The organism is Pseudoalteromonas sp. 20-92 (genome assembly GCF_030847595.1).
GTDB classification, from domain to species: Bacteria; Pseudomonadota; Gammaproteobacteria; order Enterobacterales; family Alteromonadaceae; genus Pseudoalteromonas; species Pseudoalteromonas fuliginea.
Window position 1 is genome coordinate 70992 of the sequence record NZ_JANJGQ010000014.1, and the last position, 18057, is coordinate 89048.

At 40.4% G+C, this 18057-nt stretch carries 14 protein-coding genes; 9 read left to right on the top strand and 5 right to left on the bottom strand.

The genetic code is table 11. The features are described from left to right. Nucleotides 1-98 precede the first annotated feature (98 nt). Nucleotides 99-1115 carry a UDP-glucose 4-epimerase GalE gene (gene galE, locus NRL14_RS13020; protein WP_306724820.1) on the top strand — a complete coding sequence of 339 codons (1017 nt, stop codon included), beginning with the start codon at nt 99-101 and terminating at the stop codon, nt 1113-1115. A 630-nt stretch (nt 1116-1745) separates the two neighbouring features. Here the strand turns inward: galE and NRL14_RS13025 are convergent. Together NRL14_RS13025 and NRL14_RS13030 are read right to left on the bottom strand one after the other, a co-directional pair. Next, nucleotides 1746-2426 carry a Fe2+-dependent dioxygenase gene (locus NRL14_RS13025; RefSeq protein ID WP_007378971.1) on the bottom strand — a complete coding sequence of 227 codons (681 nt, stop codon included), beginning with the start codon at nt 2424-2426 and terminating at the stop codon, nt 1746-1748. Nucleotides 2427-2501: 75 nt separating this feature from the next. Continuing rightward, entirely contained in the window at nt 2502-4682 is a 2181-nt protein-coding gene (locus tag NRL14_RS13030) for a TonB-dependent siderophore receptor (protein ID WP_008134679.1), read from the bottom strand. A gap of 196 nt (nt 4683-4878) precedes the next feature. Between NRL14_RS13030 and NRL14_RS13035 the strand changes: the two genes are divergently transcribed. Genes NRL14_RS13035 through NRL14_RS13060 form a run of 6 tightly spaced genes read left to right on the top strand, consistent with a single transcriptional unit; the run spans nt 4879 to nt 9846 of the window. Next, nucleotides 4879-5652 carry a DUF3450 family protein gene (locus tag NRL14_RS13035; RefSeq protein ID WP_306724821.1) on the top strand — a complete coding sequence of 258 codons (774 nt, stop codon included), beginning with the start codon at nt 4879-4881 and terminating at the stop codon, nt 5650-5652. After that, complete coding sequence (locus NRL14_RS13040; RefSeq protein ID WP_306724822.1) at nt 5652-6965, top strand: MotA/TolQ/ExbB proton channel family protein; 1314 nt, start codon at nt 5652-5654, stop codon at nt 6963-6965. Before NRL14_RS13035 ends, NRL14_RS13040 begins: the two co-directional genes overlap by 1 nt. Further along, entirely contained in the window at nt 6958-7338 is a 381-nt protein-coding gene (locus NRL14_RS13045) for a MotA/TolQ/ExbB proton channel family protein (RefSeq protein WP_007378976.1), read from the top strand. The genes NRL14_RS13040 and NRL14_RS13045 overlap by 8 nt, the downstream gene beginning before the upstream one ends. A gap of 5 nt (nt 7339-7343) precedes the next feature. Beyond that, nucleotides 7344-7748 carry a biopolymer transporter ExbD gene (locus NRL14_RS13050; protein WP_306724823.1) on the top strand — a complete coding sequence of 135 codons (405 nt, stop codon included), beginning with the start codon at nt 7344-7346 and terminating at the stop codon, nt 7746-7748. A gap of 1 nt (nt 7749) precedes the next feature. Further along, complete coding sequence (locus NRL14_RS13055) at nt 7750-8406, top strand: energy transducer TonB (protein WP_033031925.1); 657 nt, start codon at nt 7750-7752, stop codon at nt 8404-8406. Nucleotides 8407-8433: 27 nt separating this feature from the next. Continuing rightward, the gene (locus tag NRL14_RS13060) at nt 8434-9846 is read left to right on the top strand and encodes a lipopolysaccharide assembly protein LapB (protein ID WP_306724824.1); all 1413 of its coding nucleotides are present in this window, start codon (nt 8434-8436) and stop codon (nt 9844-9846) included. A 762-nt stretch (nt 9847-10608) separates the two neighbouring features. Here NRL14_RS13060 and zapE read toward each other — a convergent pair. Continuing rightward, entirely contained in the window at nt 10609-11718 is a 1110-nt protein-coding gene (gene zapE / locus NRL14_RS13065; RefSeq protein ID WP_306724825.1) for a cell division protein ZapE, read from the bottom strand. Nucleotides 11719-11777: 59 nt separating this feature from the next. Here zapE and rsuA point away from each other — a divergent pair, with 59 nt between their 5' ends. Continuing rightward, entirely contained in the window at nt 11778-12476 is a 699-nt protein-coding gene (gene rsuA / locus NRL14_RS13070) for a 16S rRNA pseudouridine(516) synthase RsuA (RefSeq protein WP_306724826.1), read from the top strand. A 428-nt stretch (nt 12477-12904) separates the two neighbouring features. On the opposite strand, the gene NRL14_RS13075 is transcribed toward rsuA, so the two are convergent. Together NRL14_RS13075 and NRL14_RS13080 are read right to left on the bottom strand one after the other, a co-directional pair. Next, entirely contained in the window at nt 12905-13678 is a 774-nt protein-coding gene (locus NRL14_RS13075; protein ID WP_007376785.1) for a YggN family protein, read from the bottom strand. A 742-nt stretch (nt 13679-14420) separates the two neighbouring features. Further along, complete coding sequence (locus NRL14_RS13080) at nt 14421-16850, bottom strand: zinc-dependent metalloprotease (protein WP_306724827.1); 2430 nt, start codon at nt 16848-16850, stop codon at nt 14421-14423. Nucleotides 16851-17004: 154 nt separating this feature from the next. On the opposite strand from NRL14_RS13080, the gene NRL14_RS13085 reads away from it, so the two are divergent. Next, entirely contained in the window at nt 17005-17973 is a 969-nt protein-coding gene (locus NRL14_RS13085) for a class 1 fructose-bisphosphatase (RefSeq protein WP_008137851.1), read from the top strand. Nucleotides 17974-18057 lie beyond the last annotated feature (84 nt).

Sequence of the window (18057 nt, forward strand, 5' to 3'; positions counted from 1 at the left end):
ACTTTAGTAGAGCAATAATAAATACAGATAATGCATGTAAATAATCATAATTTATGGTGAAATTAGCTTAATTGATAAAAGGTACCCACGGAGCTTTCATGACTATTTTAGTAACCGGTGGCGCAGGCTATATTGGCTCGCACACTGTTTTAGAACTTTTACAGCAAGGTAATGATGTTGTTGTTATTGATAATTTGAGCAATTCATCGCAAGAATCTCTTGCTCGTGTTAAAAAAATCACAGGTAAAGATACTACCTTTTACCAAGGTGATATTCTCGATAAAGCTTTTTTAGATTCAGTGTTTGCTAAACACTCTATTGATAGCGTTATACATTTTGCAGGCTTGAAATCGGTTGGTGAATCAGTGGCTAAACCAATTGAATACTACCAAAATAATGTACAAGGTACGTTAACGCTTGTTGATGCAATGCGCGAAGCTGGTGTATTTAAATTAGTATTTAGCTCATCAGCTACCGTTTATGGTGATCCGGCTAGTTTACCAATTAAAGAAGACTTCCCTGTAGGCGGTACTACTAACCCTTACGGCACATCTAAGCTGATGGTTGAAATGATGCTGCAAGATATCGCTAAATCAGATGAGCGCTTTGCGTTTGCTATTTTGCGTTACTTTAACCCTGTTGGTGCACATGAATCGGGCCTAATTGGTGAAGATCCTAACGGTATCCCGAACAACCTTTTACCGTTTATCGCACAAGTAGCGGTAGGTGAATTAAAGCAACTTGCTGTATTTGGCGATGACTACGACACAGTTGACGGTACAGGTGTGCGCGACTATATACACGTTGTAGATTTAGCAATTGGTCATTTAAAAGCGCTTGATAAAATTGCCAGCAGCACGGGGGCATTAGTTTATAACCTGGGTACTGGTAACGGGTATTCTGTACTGCAAATGGTTAATGCATTTATTAAAGCCAGCGATCAGGCTGTGCCATATCAGGTTTCACCTCGCCGCCCAGGCGATATAGCCGCCTGTTATGCAGCACCAGAAAAAGCACTAAATGAACTTGGTTGGGAAGCGGTGCGTGGCATTGATGAAATGATGCAAGATACATGGCGTTGGCAGTCAAATAACCCCAACGGTTATAAAGGTTAAGTAAAAAGTAATTTATAAGCTTTGCCTGTTGCAGCAGCAGGTAAAGCGCCCTTTACACTCTATATAAATAAATTATCTAAAACGCTATTGCACAAAAAAAAGAGAATAAAGGTAAGTGAGAAGACACCAAAGCATGAGATTACGAGCGTTGCTCGTCACGCCAGCAAGCTGCGCGTCTACACGTAAATCAAACCACACTGTAAAACTTTGGCTGTAGGCGTAGAGCTTGCTCACGCGAAAAGCGCAGCTTTTAATATCTACAACTGATTGCTAAGCTATTCTTTATGAATAAATCATTTAAATAAATTACGAGCGTTGCTCGTCACGCCAGCAAGCTGTGCGTCTACACGTAAATCAAACCACACTGTAAAACTTTGCCGGTAGGCGTAGAGCTTGCTCACGCGAAAAGCGCAGCTTTTAATATCTACAACTGATTGCTAAGCTACTCTTTATGAATAAATCATTTAAATAAATTACGAGCGTTGCTCGTCACGCCAGCAAGCTGCGCGTCTACAAGTAAATCAAACCACAGTGTGAAACTTTGCCGGTAGGCGTAGAGCTTGCTCACGCGAAAAGCGCAGCTTTTAATTACTTATATCTAAATCTAACACTTAATAACGAGTATCTTCGTTATGTCTGTGCCCACTGCCTAAGCAAATTATGATAAACCCCCGTTAACTGAATAATCTCAGGGCTATCTTCTACTTTGCTGCGCAAACTTTGAATCGACATATCTAAATCAAATAATAAACCACGTTTTTCGTCGCTGTTAACCATGCTTTGCAACCAAAAAAATGAGGCTAACCTTCGCCCACTTGTAACTGGCATTACACGGTGCAGGCTGGTTGATGGGTACAACACCATACTCCCAGCTGGTAATTTTACGCTGTGCGATCCATACGTATCTTCAATAACTAATTCTCCACCCTCATAATCTTCAGGCTCATTAATAAAAAGCGTCATTGATACATCTGTTCGTACTTTTACAGGCGTACCAGGAACCTGCCTAATGGCATTATCGACATGCACACCAAACGATTGTCCGCCTTGATAACAGTTAAATAATGGAGGAAATATTTTTGCAGGAAGTGCTGCCGACATAAACAAATTGCTACGAGCGAGAGCTGCCATAATAATGTCGCCAAGCTCTTGGCATTCAGGACTATTTTCAGGTAACTGTAAGTTATTTTTAGCTTTCGTTGATTGATGCCCAGCCGTAATACTACCATCTGCCCACTGTGCTTTTAGTAAAACCTCATGACAATAAGCAACTTCTTCTTTAGTTAACAACTCTGGTATTTTAACTAACATGTGCGCCCTCTCACATAATAAAAAGAAAGGGCAGAAATTTCTGCCCTTAATGATTATGTACTCTTAAAGTAAAGTTTAAAAAGAGTAACTTGCCGTTAAGCTAAACTTACGACCTTCACCAGGAACAAAGTGTCCGCCACCTAACTGGTTAACGTAATCTTTATCACCTAAGTTTTCAGCATTAAGCTGCAAGCTCAAATCTTTTGATACATCATACGCAACCATTAAATCAAAAATAGTATAGCTTGGAGCACGAGCGCGAGTAGACGATGAGCTACTGTAACGCTCACCTAAATACTGCATACCTGCACCAAATGATAATTGCTCAGATATTTCGTATGTTGTCCATATGCTCGCACTATTTTTAGGCGTACGTGGTAACTCATTACCTATTTGAATAATATCGTCACCTGATGCTTTAGTTACTTCGCTATCTTGATAAGTATACGATGCAATAACGGTCCACTCTTTGGTGATTAAACCTGTAGCTGATAACTCTAAACCCTGAACTCGTTGTTCGCCATTTAATAAATCAGCTCGTGTATCTTCTGCAAATGGATCATCGGTACGAGCATTTGTTTTTTCAGTACGAAAAAGAGCTGCATTAGTTTGTAAGCGACCATCCATTAAGTTCCATTTCGTACCTAATTCATAGCTATTACTTTCTTCTGGATCAAGATCTGCTGTATTTCCGCGAGTAGATACCGTAATACCTTCGGCTGAAGGATTAAACGAATTACCTGCCCCAAAATAAATACTGCCGTTTTCTGTAGGTTTATAAACTACAGCTGCATTCCAGCTGAATAAGTCGTCACTTGTAGAAATTAAAGCACTTGGGTTCGCGTAATCGTAATGGTAATCCGTAGTAAAGCTATCAAAACGAATTCCGCCTGTAACTTCCCATTGCTTATTAAGGGTTACTGTATCAAATGCATAAATAGCTTGGTTTTTAGCTTTAGCTTCAATACTTGTACCGTTACGACCGTACACACCCGTAAATGCAATTGTTGCATCAGGATTGTATAAGTCGTTACGGATTCCATCTTCAATTAGATTATCAGCCGTAGTTGCAACAAAGTTATGGCGTGTAAACGTTTCGTTTGCAAGTTCAATACCCACTACAACATCGTGAGTAAAACCAGCAAACTCGTAGTTACCAATTAAATCAACTTGTAATGCAGCCAATGAATTTTCTGTATCACGTGTTTTTTCATCTGCAAAGGTAATATCTGTATCGGTTGTAACTGAAAAGAAACGTGGTGCAGTTGTTACCGATTCACGCTTAACTTTACCTAAACGGACTTGTGTACGTAACGTAGTATTTTTAGAAAAATCATACTCATGACGGGCAGTTGTTGAATAAGCTTCTATGTCTTCATAATCACGGTAAACGTTACCATAAAAGTTATCAAAATCGACTGGTGGTGGAGCGTATTCATTGCCAACTAGTTCAGCAACTGGGGTATCACTTCTAACCCATGCAATACCGTAATCTGGTAAATTATCTTGTCGTTGGTATTCAAAATTAAGATCAAATCGACTGTTGGTTCCAAGCCCTGTAGCCAAAGCAACAGCAATTGCATTTTTTTCGTTTTCAACATAATCACGGCCAGCAACATCACCTGAATCAGACAATAAATTAACACGTAATGCGCTTGTTTCGTTTACTTGAATATTAGTATCAAGACGACCACGGTAATCGTTTTCTGTGCCTAAACGTAACGAAACATCATTAAAGTTGTCTAATTTCGCCTTTTTAGTTTCTAGATTAACGCTGCCGCCTGTTGCACCACGACCAGAGACTGCAGAACCAGGGCCTTTAGCTACTTCAACGGCTTCAATGTTATAAACATCGCGAGTGTATCCAGCAACATCACGAATACCATCAACAAAAATATCACTTGCGGCACTAAAACCACGAATAGACATGCTATCGCCAGTAGGAGAACCACCTTCGCCTGCAGCTAAAGAAATACCTGATACATTGCGTAATGCATCTTGTAAGCTATCTACGTTTCTATCTTTCATTACCGCTTGGTTAATTACAGTAACTGTTTTAGCCGTATCGAGTAGCGGTTGAGTATATTTATGCGATGTTGATTTTTCTACAACATAGCTAGACTCAGTTTTAGTTTGCGCTTTCGTTACCGATAACTCTTGAACATCCTGTGCACTTGCCCAAGTTGAAAGAGTGGCTGTAACAACCGCCGCAATTGGTTTTGCGTAGGTATTCCCTTTATTCGATGGCTTACTCATGGTTACTCCGAGGTTTAAACTAATTAGGTACATGTTGAATTTCGGCAAAATCCTACCACCGCCACAAATAAATGTAAACGCCAATTGTTATCAGTTGCGTTGTTATACCTGTTGTTATATTGTATGCGCACTTAAAAATTAACAGTAATTGCTCCGTGTAATTACTCGTCGTAACTTTCAGGGTCTTTGTTGAACAATGCGAAGTTTAATTAAACCAATCAGTATGGTTATCGCGCTTTGTTGCGCTATGACAGTGCAAGCCGATACCGTTAGCGAATTAGAACAACTCATCAACAAATGGCTGCAAATAGAAAATCAAAACAATAAATTAAATACTCATTGGCTTGAACAAAAAAGCAGTATGGAGCAAACATTAACGCTTTTAGATGCTGAGCAGCAGCAACTTAGCGAGCTTAATCAGCGTAGAAAAAAAAGCACCAGCGAGCTTACTCAAAAACGCGAACAGCTTGTTACTAAACAATCTGAACTTGAAAACGATCAACAACAATTAAACGAACAACTTACACGCATTTCCAAGCAATTACTTTCATTACAAGTGCAATTACCTCCGCCACTTTTAAGTAGTTGGAAAAACACAGGTGATTTAACTAACTCACAACTAAATACCACAGATAAATTGCAAACAGCACTCAAGATGCTGGGGTTATTACGTGATTTTCAGCAACGGATTTCTATACACGAAATGGCAATTCTGCACCCTGACGGCCAAGAAGTATGGGTAAAACAGCTTTACTTAGGTGCAGCCCAAGCTTGGTTTGTAAGTGAAGATTTAAGTTATGTAGGCATTGGCTTTCCAAGTGATTTAGGCTGGCAGTGGGAGTTCGATCCGAGTATTAACGCTGAGCAAGTTGCATTAGGAATAGCTGTTCAACAAAAAAAGCGCGCTGCTGACTGGGTAACACTACCTATCTTAAGTTATGCAAAAAATACACAAAAAGGGGCTAAATAATGATTTTCGCCCGCATCCTTAAAATAGCTAATATTTTAGCTTTACTCTTTAGTGCAAACATCGTTTTTGCAGCAAGCAGTGATGACGCGCAACAAAGTATTTTAAGTGACATTAAAACAGCTCAACGCGCGTTGAATAAAACTCAAAATAACATTGCCAAAGAGCAAGCCGCTCTTGCTAAAAATATATTTAACAAGCAGCAATCACTGAGTAAATTACGTGAGCAGGCTGCCATTAACCGCCGCCTTGCTGATGAAGATACTTTGAGTTTAAATCAGCTGCAAACACGCCTAGATACATGGCAACAGCAGCAACAATATCAGCTAAATTTGTTAAATCGATTTGTACGCCAAAATAGTAAAAACCAACACATTACTAATGATCAAAACGAATTGTTGAAACAAGTAGTATCACTTATTAATGACCAAAAACAGGCACTTTATCCACAATTTAAAAAGCAATCGGTTGTGCTAAGTAATGGCGAATTAAGCCAAGCGAATACCCTGCAAGTAGGCCCAGTTGCTTGGTTTAGTACACAAACCCCAAAACTAGCTGGATTACTCGATTTAGACGACAAATCTAACGCGTTAAAGGTAGCGCTAGTGCAATCTACGAGTGACGATAACCCTCTCGATAATACCTTAAAACAAAATGGCGTAGGATCTACACTCCTCACTTTTGATCCGAGTTTAACGCATTTAGTAACGAGTCAGTCTCAACAAGAAAGTCCGCTGGAGCATTTAGAAAAAGGCGGTTTATGGGCTATTCCTATTATTTTATTTGCCTGCTTTGCACTAACTATCGCATTACTGAAAGCAGCTCAGTTACTGCGTTTAAATAAAATAAAAATGCACTCGCAATTGCAATTACAGAAATTGTTTATAAGTAAAAATAGCAGCGAATTTAATGGCATGCAGCAACAGCTATTTAACCTAACCTTGCAAAGCGAAAAAGGCCAAATACGAGATGATCAGTTATTTAACCAACTTATCCACGATAAACACAAGCTCGATAACTTTATTGGTGCAATAGCCGTTACTGCAGCAGTAGCACCACTACTTGGCTTACTGGGTACTGTAAGCGGTATGATCGAAACATTCAAAATGATGACCTTGTTCGGATCAGGCGATCCTGAGGTCGTATCAGGTGGCATTGCACAAGCACTCATAACCACAGAACTTGGTTTAGTCGTTGCTATACCAGCTCTGGTACTAAACGCTTTGTTATCGCGTAAAGCTAAAGCCTATTACAGCCAATTAGAAGGCTTTGCATTACAGCTAAGTCAGCTAGATGAAGGAAAAAACAATGTTTGATCAAATCATTAGTAACCCTATTTGTTGGTGCATTATTTTACTGGCTTTATTTGTGTATCAATTGATTTTTCATGACTTACTACATCTGAAACATTATCAAACACAGCGCAAAGGTTATTGGCAAGAAGTAAGCTCTATTTTAACTGCGGCTTTGCCACTACTTGGTTTACTAGGCACAATTGTTGGCTTACTCGATACCTTTAAAGTTATGGCTCAGGGTCATAATGAGTTAATGAGTGATGCAATTGGCCATGCATTACTAACCACTCAACTTGGTCTGGTGTGCGCTATTCCTGCTTGGTTAATGCAAGCCTATTTAGCATATTCGCAGCGCAACCCTAAATTACATGCACTAAGTAAACAATTAGGGTAATAAGCATGCAATCACGTTTAAAACATCGCTTAGAACAAGAATCTGGCCAACATATTGATATGTCGCCGCTACTTGATGTGGTATTTATATTGCTAATATTTTTTATTGTGACTACGGTATTCGTACGCGAGAGTGGCGTTGAGGTTGATAAACCACAAGCCGTATCGGCCAGCCGTCTAGAACAACAAGTTATATTTTTAGCCATAACAGACACCCAACAAGTATTTTTTGATGGCAGCCAAATTGGTGTTGCTGGCGTGCGCAGCAGCGTTGAACAAATGCTAAAGCAACAACAGCGCCCTGTGGTTATTCAAGCCGATAAAACAGTACCTACCGAGTTGCTTGTTCAAGTGATTGACGAGGCAAAGCTTGCCGGTGCTGCACTAGTTAATTTAGCGACCAAACAATAATATGTACGCGATTACACCGACCCAAAAATCACGAAATATTCGTCATCCATTGTTTGCATTTGCGCTAAGCCTAATAGTACTTACTGCTGCATTGTTACTTTTATGGCTCGCTCAACTAGCTGAACATATAGTGCAAGATAAAGTTATTGTACGCGAGGTAGCTATGGTGGCATTACCGCCACCACCTCCGCCTTCAATACAACAGCAACAAGCAAATGAGCCTGCGCAAAGCTTAATGGTGGAAGGCGCTGGCGCTTCTATTCAAGCAGTTAAAATTAAAATAAAGAGTAAACTAAAAATTGTAAGACCCGATACGCCAAGCGTAAAAGTAAGTACGCCACAATGGCAATCGGTCAATGTAAATTGGGATGCACTTAGCCTAAACCAGCTCGACGGCCTACCCACTTTACTCACACCAGTAAAAGCATTACTCCCAAAAAGCTTAACTCGCCAAGGTATTGATACATTTACCGTAAAGCTCGATGTACTAATTGATGAGGGTGGCAATGTAAGTTTGATTGAAGTGGTGCAAAATCCGTATCCGTCGCTTAAACCTGCAATCGATAAAATAATTAAACAGAGTCGCTTTAGCGCACCTAAAAAAGAAGGCGAAGTCGTACGCGCTCGCTTTATTTGGCCCATCGAATTTAAACCTTAAGCTTTAAGCCTTATTAAAATGAAAAATATGAACGTAATTAAAACGCTAAAACCTTTCACTCACGCATTACTAACAACTTTAATGTGCTCATTGCCTTTATTAGCTGTTGGTAATGTGAATGCAAACACAGTAAGTACTCCACTGAAAGTAATTTTATCTCCTAGCGATCCAACATGGCAATTGGCCATAAATAATAAATTACTTAGTCCTACTGAAATGCTTATTGAACCGACTGAACGTGGCTTTGCACGCCAAGTGCAACCATTACTACAAGCAGGTAATTATAACGAAGTAGCCGCGCTATTTAAAAACCGCGACCTCACGCAAGATAGCACCGCACTCAATTTATTGCGTGCTCAGGTTTTACTCACCTTAAAAGAGTTCGATAACGCCGAAAATGCATATTTAGCATGTTTAAAAGCCGCACCTAACTTAGTAAAAGCACACCAAGGCTTGAGTCTTTTATACATGCAACAAGCAAATTACAACAAGGCACAAACACACCTAGTACACAGTATTGAACAGGGCCAAGCAGATGCACAAAGTTATGCGCAACTTGCTTATATTCATGTACAACACAGCCAGCCTTGGAGCGCAGTAGCCGCTTATCGTCAAGCACTGATGCTTGCTCCTGAAACGCCTCAGTACCAACAAGGGCTATTGTTTGCCTTAATTGAATCGGGCGATTTAAATCAAGCAAATGCATTATTAAAAGAGTTACTTAATAAAACACCTGATAATGCTCAATTGTGGTTGCAACGTGCACAAATAGCACTGCAATTAGAGCAAAATAAAAAAGCACTTGCCGCCATTGAAGTGGCCTTAAAACTCAACCCTAAAGATACCAGTAACCAGCTTTTAGCAGCTCAGCTGCATTTAAGTGAAGGCAGCACTGAACGCGCTGTTAGTTTATTAAAGCAAGGTTTAAAACACGCCACTAAACAGCAGAAAATTGAGGTTATTAATACCACGATGCAAACTTTAGGCTGGATTGTATCTCAACAAAAATGGGATTTAGCTAAAGAGCTAATAGGCAGCGCAAAAAGATTAACTAAGCAGCTACCCCGTGATGAACAAGCGCAGTTTTCTGTATACAGCGCACAAATTGCTATGCAACAAGGTAATACTAAGCGTGCTCTTAAAAGCTTAAATAACGCACTTAAAATAAACCCGAATTTAGGTGATGCTTTACTTAGTTTAGCGAGTATATATCGCAGTAAAGGCCAACTCACCCAAGCTAAACTTATGTATGTTCGTGCACTGGCACTTCCTGATTACCAACTATCGGCATGGCTTGGGTTATCGCAAATAGCAATTGATTCTAAAGACTACCCGAGTGCGCTGAAGCATCTTAGAAAAGCATTGCAAGCTAACCCGCAACGCCAGGATTTGATTACCAATATTCGTGCACTTGAAAATATTGTGCGCCAAGAAGGGTAAGTTTATAGCTTTAACGTGAGCAAGCGAGGCGTCTACATTTTCAGCCATTGAGTTACCCTGTAGACGCCCAGCTTGCTGGCGTGTAAAAACGCCGTTTTTAAAATAGCTTTATAACTAGAAGCTATGCTTCTCGCGTGAGCAAGCTCTACGCCTACAGATAAAGTTTAACGCCGTGGTTAAACTCACTTGTAGACGCACAGCTTGCTGGCGTGTAAAAACGCAGTTTTTAAAATAGCTTCTCGCGTGAGCAAGCTCTACGCCTTCAGATAAAATTTAACGCCGTGGTTAAACTCACTTGTAGACGCACAGCTTGCTGGCGTGTAAAAACGCAGTTTTTAAAATAGCTTCTCACGTGAGCAAGCTCTACGTCTACAGATAAAATTTAGCGCCGTGGTTAAACTCACTTGTAGACGCACAGCTTGCTGGCGTGTAAAAACGCAGTTTTTAAAATAGCTTCTCGCGTGAGCAAGCTCTACGCCTTCAGATAAAATTTAACGCCGTGGTTAAACTCACTTGTAGACGCACAGCTTGCTGGCGTGTAAAAACGCAGTTTTTAAAATAGCTTAATAACTAGAAGCTGCGCTTCTCGCGTGAGCAAGCTCTACGCCTTCAGATAAAATTTAACGCCGTGGTTAAACTCACTTGTAGACGCACAGCTTGCTGGCGTGTAAAAACGCAGTTTTTAAAATAGCTTAATAATTAGAAGCTCACGCTTCTCACGTGAGCAAGCTCAACGTCTACACTATATATCAAACCAAAGCGTTACCAATTTTGCATTTCGACTATGCGTGATTGTGTGCGTGCATATTCAAAGCGCAATTTTTTACCTTTATACAAATGTTCAATGTCGGTTTGCGCATTTATTACCAGCAATTTATGGCAATCGTAAAATTCATCTACTAAGGCAATAAAGCGACGCGCTTCGTCGTCAAAAGTGTGCTCATCAAGCGTTTGTTTTTCGCGCTGATAACTATCTTCTATACCGTGAACTATAACTTTACCCGTCGCCTTAACACCCATTTGTGGCACATTCGATACATATAACACATAAAATTGCGTTGCTAAAAACATATAATCGTTAGCACTACGCGGGCCGGAGCATAGCGCCATAAAATCAATCATTAAGGCATTATCGGCTTTTAATAAATAAGGTAAATCGCGGCCATGCACGCTAATTTTATTGCTGTATGTTGCAGCAGGATAAGAAACTAAAAACTCATTTTGAAAATCATGTTTAGGTAAATTAATAAAATAGTGCCGGCTGTTTTTACCATATCTAAAGCGGTGATCGTCCTCCCCTGCCACGTTAATTATATGGCAATGGTTATTAATTAAATCGATAGTAGGTAAAAATCGCACTCGTTGTAGGCCGTTGTAATAAAGCTGCTCTGGCTTTGCGTTCGATGTGGCCACCAGCACAACACCTTGTTCAAACAACGCATTGAACAATCTGGCCATAATCATGGCATCGCCAATGTCGCTCACAAAAAACTCGTCAAAACACAATACACGAATATTTTTAGCCCACTGTTTTGCAATTAGAATAAGTGGATTTTTTTGACCTTGTAGCTGCGAAAGTTGGGTATGCACTTGTGCTATAAAATGATGAAAATGCAGCCGTTGCTTTTGCTCAATAGGTAGGTTTTTATAAAATAAATCCATCAGCATAGATTTACCGCGCCCTACTGGTCCATATAAATAAACACCTTTTGTTAAGGGCGCTTTTTGCCACCATAATGTGTGAACTTGAAGTTGCTCGCCTAGCGTATTTAAAGCTTCCACCGCATTTTGCTGCGCAGCATCAAAACACAGTTCACCCGTGTCTATTTTTGCTTGGTAAAGGCTTAATATTTGTGTGCTGTGCACTGTCATGGTATTTCACTATCGGCTATAATCGCGCCCATTGTAGCCGACTAAAAATGTGAACCAAAATGAAATTCCCTTGCCGCTTAGATAAATTTATTAGCCACTTAGCTGAAATACCGCGCACCCAAGCTCGCGCTAGTATTAAGCGAAAAGAAGTAAGCGTTAATGGCGAAATAATTACCTCACATAATTTTCAGCTAGCCCAGCAAGATGAAGTACTGCACCAAGGTACGCCTTTGGTATTTTTAGGTAAGCGCTATTACATGCTAAATAAACCTGTTGGCTATGTATGCGCTAATAGTGACGAGCTGCACAAAACCGTTTTTGACTTACTTGATGAGCCAAATATGAGCGACTTTCACGTGGCAGGCCGCCTTGATATAGATACCACAGGATTAGTTATAATTACCAATGATGGCGATTGGTCACATAAAATCACGTCACCTAAAAGTAATAAATTTAAAACCTACTTAGTCGAAACTCAAGAGCCTATAACCGACGAAGCGCTTGAGCAATTACGCACAGGTGTGATGCTGCATAACGAAAAAGATTTAACCCGCCCAGCGATTGCCGAACGACTTGCTAATTACGGACTGCGTTTATCAATAAGTGAAGGTAAGTATCATCAAGTTAAGCGTATGCTTTACGCGGTAGATAACAAAGTCGTTGAGTTACATCGCGAGCAGATTGCAGGCATTAAATTAGATGAAAACTTGGCAAGTGGTGAATATAGATTGCTAACAGCTGATGAGATTAAATTATAAAACCTCACCTACGATATGTAAAACCCTGTAGGTGCGAATTTACTTCGCGCTCATGTAACGTGGCTTGGGTGTTTAAAAAAGCGAGGTATAAAACCTCACCTACAATATGTAAAACCCTGTTGGTACGAATTTACTTCGCGCTCATGTAACGTGGCTTGGGTGTTTAAAAAGCGAGGTGTAAAACCTCACCTACAATATGTGAACCCTGTAGGAGCGAATTTACTTCGCGCTCATGTAACGTGGCTTTGGTGCTAAAAAGCGAGGTGTAAAACCTCACCTACAATATGTAAAACCCTGTAGGTGCGAATTTACTTCGCGCTCATGTAACGTGGCTTTGGTGCTAAAAAGCGAGGTATAAAACCTCACCTACAATATGTGCAACCCAGTAGGTGCGAATTTACTTCGCGCTTTTATAGTTAATATTTAAATTACGATTTTATCTGTACTAAATCAAAGTCAGCCATGCCTGGTACAATTGCCTGCAGGCGAGACTCGGTAACATCGAGCGCGTTCAAGCATTCGCAATATTCTGAAGCTTTTAGCTCAAGTTGATGTGCTTTTTTTTGCAATGATTTATCAATTTCTTTTGAAATGATATCCATTCGCTGTCCCATATCGTTAATACGATCTTCTATATTACCTTCTCGCGACTTAAACGCATCACCTAGTGACACCAAAATGGCACCGAGAGACCCATGAACTGCGGAATGAATTTTTTGGCTGATCTCTTTAGTAAAAAAATCATCTATTTGAGAAAGTGATTGTGGGGCTATAAAAAAGAAATCATCGCCGCGCTTAAATTTATCCATTAGCGCACGCTCTACATATTGCAGTTGGGTTTTAAGCACCTCAGGCTCTTTATCTGACATACCTTCAACCACGTGCTCAATAGCACTTAAACCTAAATTAACACCATCGGTGGCTAAATTAACTAGTTCAGGGACTGTATGGCGAATACCATTACTAAACTGCTCGAGCACTTTACTTTCGTCATCACTTAAATCAACCCAATAACCGCGAATAAACAGTTGGTTATTGTTGTTAATTTGCACACGTGTTTGGCCTTTATCAACAATTCGAATTACATCGTCGGTGATGATTAACCCATGCCTGAGTTCTACATCACATTGCTTTTGAGCAAATACACTGGTGCTTGAAAGTGCTATGGACAACGCCAATATCGAACGAGATAGAAACGCCATAAACACCTCAAAAAGACTAAAATGGAAGGCGAGTAGGTTAACAAAAAACCAACTTTATGCAAGTAAAAGAACATGCACAATACAAACACTACACAGCTAATTAAGCGAGGTGTAAAACCTCACCTACAATATGTAAAACCCTGTAGGTACGAATTTACTTCGCGCTCATGTAACGTGGCTTGGGTGTTTAAAAAGCGAGGTGTAAAACCTCACCTACAATATGTGCAACCCAGTAGGTACGAATTTACTTCGCGCTCATGTAACGTGGCTTGGGTGTTTAAAAGCGAGGTGTAAAACCTCACCTACAATATGTGAACCCTGTAGGAGCGAATTTACTTCGCGCTCATGTAACGTGGCTTGGGTGTTTAAAAAGCGAGGTGTAAACCTCACCTACAATATGTAAAACCCTGTAGGTGCGAATTTACTTCGCGCTCATGTAACGTGGCTTGAGTGTTTAAAAAGCGAGGTATAAAACCTCACCTACAACATACACCAAACCGTAGGTGCGAATTTACTTCGCGCTCATGTAACGTGGCTTGGGTGTTTAAAAAGCGAGGTATAAAACCTCACCTACAATATGTGCAACCCTGTAGGTGCGAATTTACTTCGCGCTCATGTAACGTGGCTTGGGTGTTTAAAAAGCGAGGTGTAAAACCTCACCTACGATATGTGCAACCCTGTAGGTGCGAATTTACTTCGCGCTCTTAAACATGCCATTGGCGCTCAAGAGCGAGGTTTATAATTAAATTGGCGATCCAGGTGGTATTGGTAACACTTTAAAATTATTTGGCCATTGCCCTTTAATTAAAAATTGATTTACTTGTTCGGCTAAATATTGCTTAAACGCACTCTCGCCAGTACTGGTATGGCTCAATATTGAGTTTTGGTTAAAGTCTTCACTCAATTTAACTAAGTAGTAACGTAACTGCGCCTGCACTTCAGGGCTTGCACTATCGCTTGCTACTAAGTCAGCCATGGTTTTTGCTGTTAAAAATTGTACGCGCTGAGTTATTTTACCTGTCATTGTATTAGGCGACGATACGTTAAAAACGTGGCTATAAAGCGTTTTTAATAGTTCATCTAAACTATAAAAGTCGTTACTACGTGCTTGTTGCTGCGCTAGTCGATTTAAACGTTGTGCGTTTAATAAAAACGACAAGCTGTGCTGCACTGCAACCTCGGGTAATGCCATTGCATCGAGCGTTAACCCTGTGCGTCCAACTATGCTCTCGCGCGACTTAGACTCGCCATACGCTTTTGGCGGAATTAGCGATAATACAGATTCAGGAAGTAATAAGTTACTTGGCTTAAGCGTTGCAAAAAGAGCGTTTACCGCTTCTTGTTGCATTTTTTTATCAACGACTTGTGCACCTTTTACGGGTGAATCACCACGTGTTTCGTATTCGTAATCAACGCCGGCTATGAGTTTCACTGCAGCCTCAACCTGAAAACGGTGAAACAGATAAAGCGGAACTAGTTTTTCCTCTAATTGCGATAGTGAGTCGCCCGTTTTAATATTATTAATACCAAACTGCGAAAGCGCTTTTTTGCGTACGTCGAGTACTCTTAAAAGTTCCTGCGAAGGATTAGTGCCGTTATCCCATAAATGAGCGGTTGGATGCGCGCCACCTTTAGCACGAGCGTCGCTATCTGATATAAACTCAAGGCCTTTAGTTTTATTCTCCTTTAAAATAGCAGCGAGTTCTGCGCTTTCATCTTGGTTAGTAAAATCGCTATAACCATATTTAACTACTTGGGTATCCCACACGCCCATACCTGTTGCATAGCCGCGCGTTACATCAAGCTTACCTTGTTCATTAAAACTAAGTAGCGGATGTGGGTAATCCATTACAGAAGCTCTATCACCTACCGATGCCGCAAAGTTATGAGCAATACCTAACGTGTGACCAATTTCATGCGCGCTTAATTGACGAATCCGATCAAGCGCCATTGCTTGCAAGTTTTTAGCAACTTCATTGCCTTTTAAATAAGGAGCAGCGAGTGCTTCAGCTATTAAAATATCTTGGCGAACACGCAATGAGCCAAGTGTTACGTGCCCTTTAAGTATTTCACCTGTACGTGGGTCGATCACCGAACTACCGTATGACCAACCACGCGTTGCGCGGTGTACCCACTGAATGACGTTGTAACGAATATCCATAGGGTCGGCATTACTTGGCAGTACTTTTACTATAAATGCATTTTTATATCCTGCAGCAGTAAATGCATCGTTCCACCACTTTCCACCTTCAAGCAAAGCGCTTTTTACAGGCTCTGGAACGCCAGGATCAAGGTAATAAACAATTGGTTTAACAGGTTCACTAATAGGTAAGCTTGAGTCCTTTTTAGTTAGACGATGACGCGGTATATAACGCACATACATAGACTCACCAAGCGGCGCTGCGTAATCTTTATGTTCTATACTCCAAAAACCTGATTGCGGATTAAACTTACGAGGCGTGTAGTTATCATCTGGTAATTGAATAAGTGAATGATGCATATGAACAGTAAGCGCATAAGGGTCGGCACTTACTTGGCGAACAAATTCACCTGGTTTTGTGCCCTTAAATGTAAGTACGGCTTCAAGCTCGGTGTTTTTTACAAATGCTTTTGAGCGATTTATATAAACGGCGCTGCGTGATTCATCAAGGCTAAAGTTGCCTTGTTTACGTGCTGCAAGCGTCCGGCTTACGCCATGTACATCACTTAATAAGTAAGGTGTGTAATCAATAAGTGCTGTGGCTTTATCTTCTGCAACCACTTTAAAACCAGCAAGTATACTTGATGCAAACGCTTCTTTAATGCTTTGCTGCTCAGCCTTGTTACTTGTATTAGCACGATAGTAAGTATTTACAGCCCGCAGCATTACCTTGTCGCCAAAACGCTCAAACTGCACAAGGTGAGTATTACCAAGCTGACCTCTATCAAGGCCTATATCGTTAGAGCCAATACCGTAAGGCAAGCTTTGCTGCAGTAAAAATTGTTGTTCAAACTTATCAACTTTTAAATATACTTTTGCGTTTTGGGTATCGTAAAAAAACGAATAATAGCCCGGAAAATGATTCATTTGCGTAGTAAATTCATCAATTGACTTAATTGCTGCGTGCGCTTGAGTTATGATAGAGCACAGCACAGTAAAGAATATGTAACTTAGTAGTGGTATTTTTTTCATAATCTTATCTTTGTTATTTGTGTTTTAAGTACGATTAGGTGGTCCCATTATAGGGTGCTATTTAAACAATACAGTTATTTAAGACGAATTTCAGCGCTCTAAGCTAATCTCTCTCACATTATGATTGGTTTTAACACGTTATCAGGAAAATAGAATGCGTAGACTCCCTCCAGTATTACTTGAAGATGGTTGTTCAAGAGAACTTTTATCATTAATTCGAACAATTTTAGCAGCATGTAAAGAAATTTCGTTTCGCGTTGGTCAAGGCGCGCTTTCTGGCGTATTAGGCTCAACCCTTGATGAAAACATTCAGGGGGAAACTCAAAAAAAGCTCGATGTATTATCTAATCAGCTGTTAAAAGATATTTTACTGGAATCTGGTACGGTTAAAGCAATCGCCTCTGAAGAAGAAGACTACACAGTAGCAGGTAATCCAGATGCTAAATTTATAGTGGCATTTGACCCACTTGATGGCTCGTCAAATACTGATATTAACTCGCTTGTCGGTACTATATTTTCTATTATGGAAGCGCCTGAAGGCTCTGACGCCGCTGATGAAAGCATTTTTATGCAGCCAGGCCACAAACAAGTTGCAGCAGGTTACGTACTTTACGGGCCATCAACAATGCTTGCGCTGACTACAGGTAAAGGCACGCGTATGTTTACCCTTGATAAAACACAAGGCAGCTTTTTACTTACACAAGATTTTGCTGATATTCCTGCTGATACAAACGAATTTGCCATTAATACGTCTAACCAACGCCATTGGCAACCAGCTATGCAAAACTACATCGATGATTTGCTAGCAGGTGATACAGGCCCGCGCGCTAAAAACTTTAATATGCGCTGGATTGCAGCAATGGTGGGCGATGTGCATCGCGTACTTAGCCGTGGTGGTTTGTTTACTTACCCTACCGACACCAAAGATCCTAAAAAGCCAAATAAATTACGCCTACTTTACGAAGCAAATCCAATGGCTATGTTAGTAGAGCAAGCTGGCGGTATCGCTTCCACCGGTACTGAGCGTATTATGGATATTCAGCCTGATGCAATCCACCAGCGAGTAGCTGTTATTTTAGGTTCTAAAAACGAAGTAGAAACGTGCTTGGGATATCATAAATAATCGCTTAAAACGATTATCTTCAATTTAAAAAACCGCATTCAATTGAAGTGCGGTTTTTTTGTAGGTAAGGTTTTACACCTCGCT

Bases quoted from the DNA above. Each gene is read 5' to 3' on its own strand.
- NRL14_RS13075 (WP_007376785.1), bottom strand. From the start codon at position 13,678: ATGGCGTTTCTATCTCGTTCGATATTGGCGTTGTCCATAGCACTTTCA.
- NRL14_RS13025 (WP_007378971.1), bottom strand. From the start codon at position 2,426: ATGTTAGTTAAAATACCAGAGTTGTTAACTAAAGAAGAAGTTGCTTAT.
- NRL14_RS13045 (WP_007378976.1), top strand. From the start codon at position 6,958: ATGTTTGATCAAATCATTAGTAACCCTATTTGTTGGTGCATTATTTTA.
- NRL14_RS13050 (WP_306724823.1), top strand. From the start codon at position 7,344: ATGCAATCACGTTTAAAACATCGCTTAGAACAAGAATCTGGCCAACAT.
- NRL14_RS13040 (WP_306724822.1), top strand. From the start codon at position 5,652: ATGATTTTCGCCCGCATCCTTAAAATAGCTAATATTTTAGCTTTACTC.
- rsuA (WP_306724826.1), top strand. From the start codon at position 11,778: ATGAAATTCCCTTGCCGCTTAGATAAATTTATTAGCCACTTAGCTGAA.
- galE (WP_306724820.1), top strand. From the start codon at position 99: ATGACTATTTTAGTAACCGGTGGCGCAGGCTATATTGGCTCGCACACT.
- NRL14_RS13055 (WP_033031925.1), top strand. From the start codon at position 7,750: ATGTACGCGATTACACCGACCCAAAAATCACGAAATATTCGTCATCCA.
- NRL14_RS13080 (WP_306724827.1), bottom strand. From the start codon at position 16,850: ATGAAAAAAATACCACTACTAAGTTACATATTCTTTACTGTGCTGTGC.
- NRL14_RS13035 (WP_306724821.1), top strand. From the start codon at position 4,879: ATGCGAAGTTTAATTAAACCAATCAGTATGGTTATCGCGCTTTGTTGC.
- zapE (WP_306724825.1), bottom strand. From the start codon at position 11,718: ATGACAGTGCACAGCACACAAATATTAAGCCTTTACCAAGCAAAAATA.
- NRL14_RS13085 (WP_008137851.1), top strand. From the start codon at position 17,005: ATGCGTAGACTCCCTCCAGTATTACTTGAAGATGGTTGTTCAAGAGAA.
- NRL14_RS13030 (WP_008134679.1), bottom strand. From the start codon at position 4,682: ATGAGTAAGCCATCGAATAAAGGGAATACCTACGCAAAACCAATTGCG.
- NRL14_RS13060 (WP_306724824.1), top strand. From the start codon at position 8,434: ATGAACGTAATTAAAACGCTAAAACCTTTCACTCACGCATTACTAACA.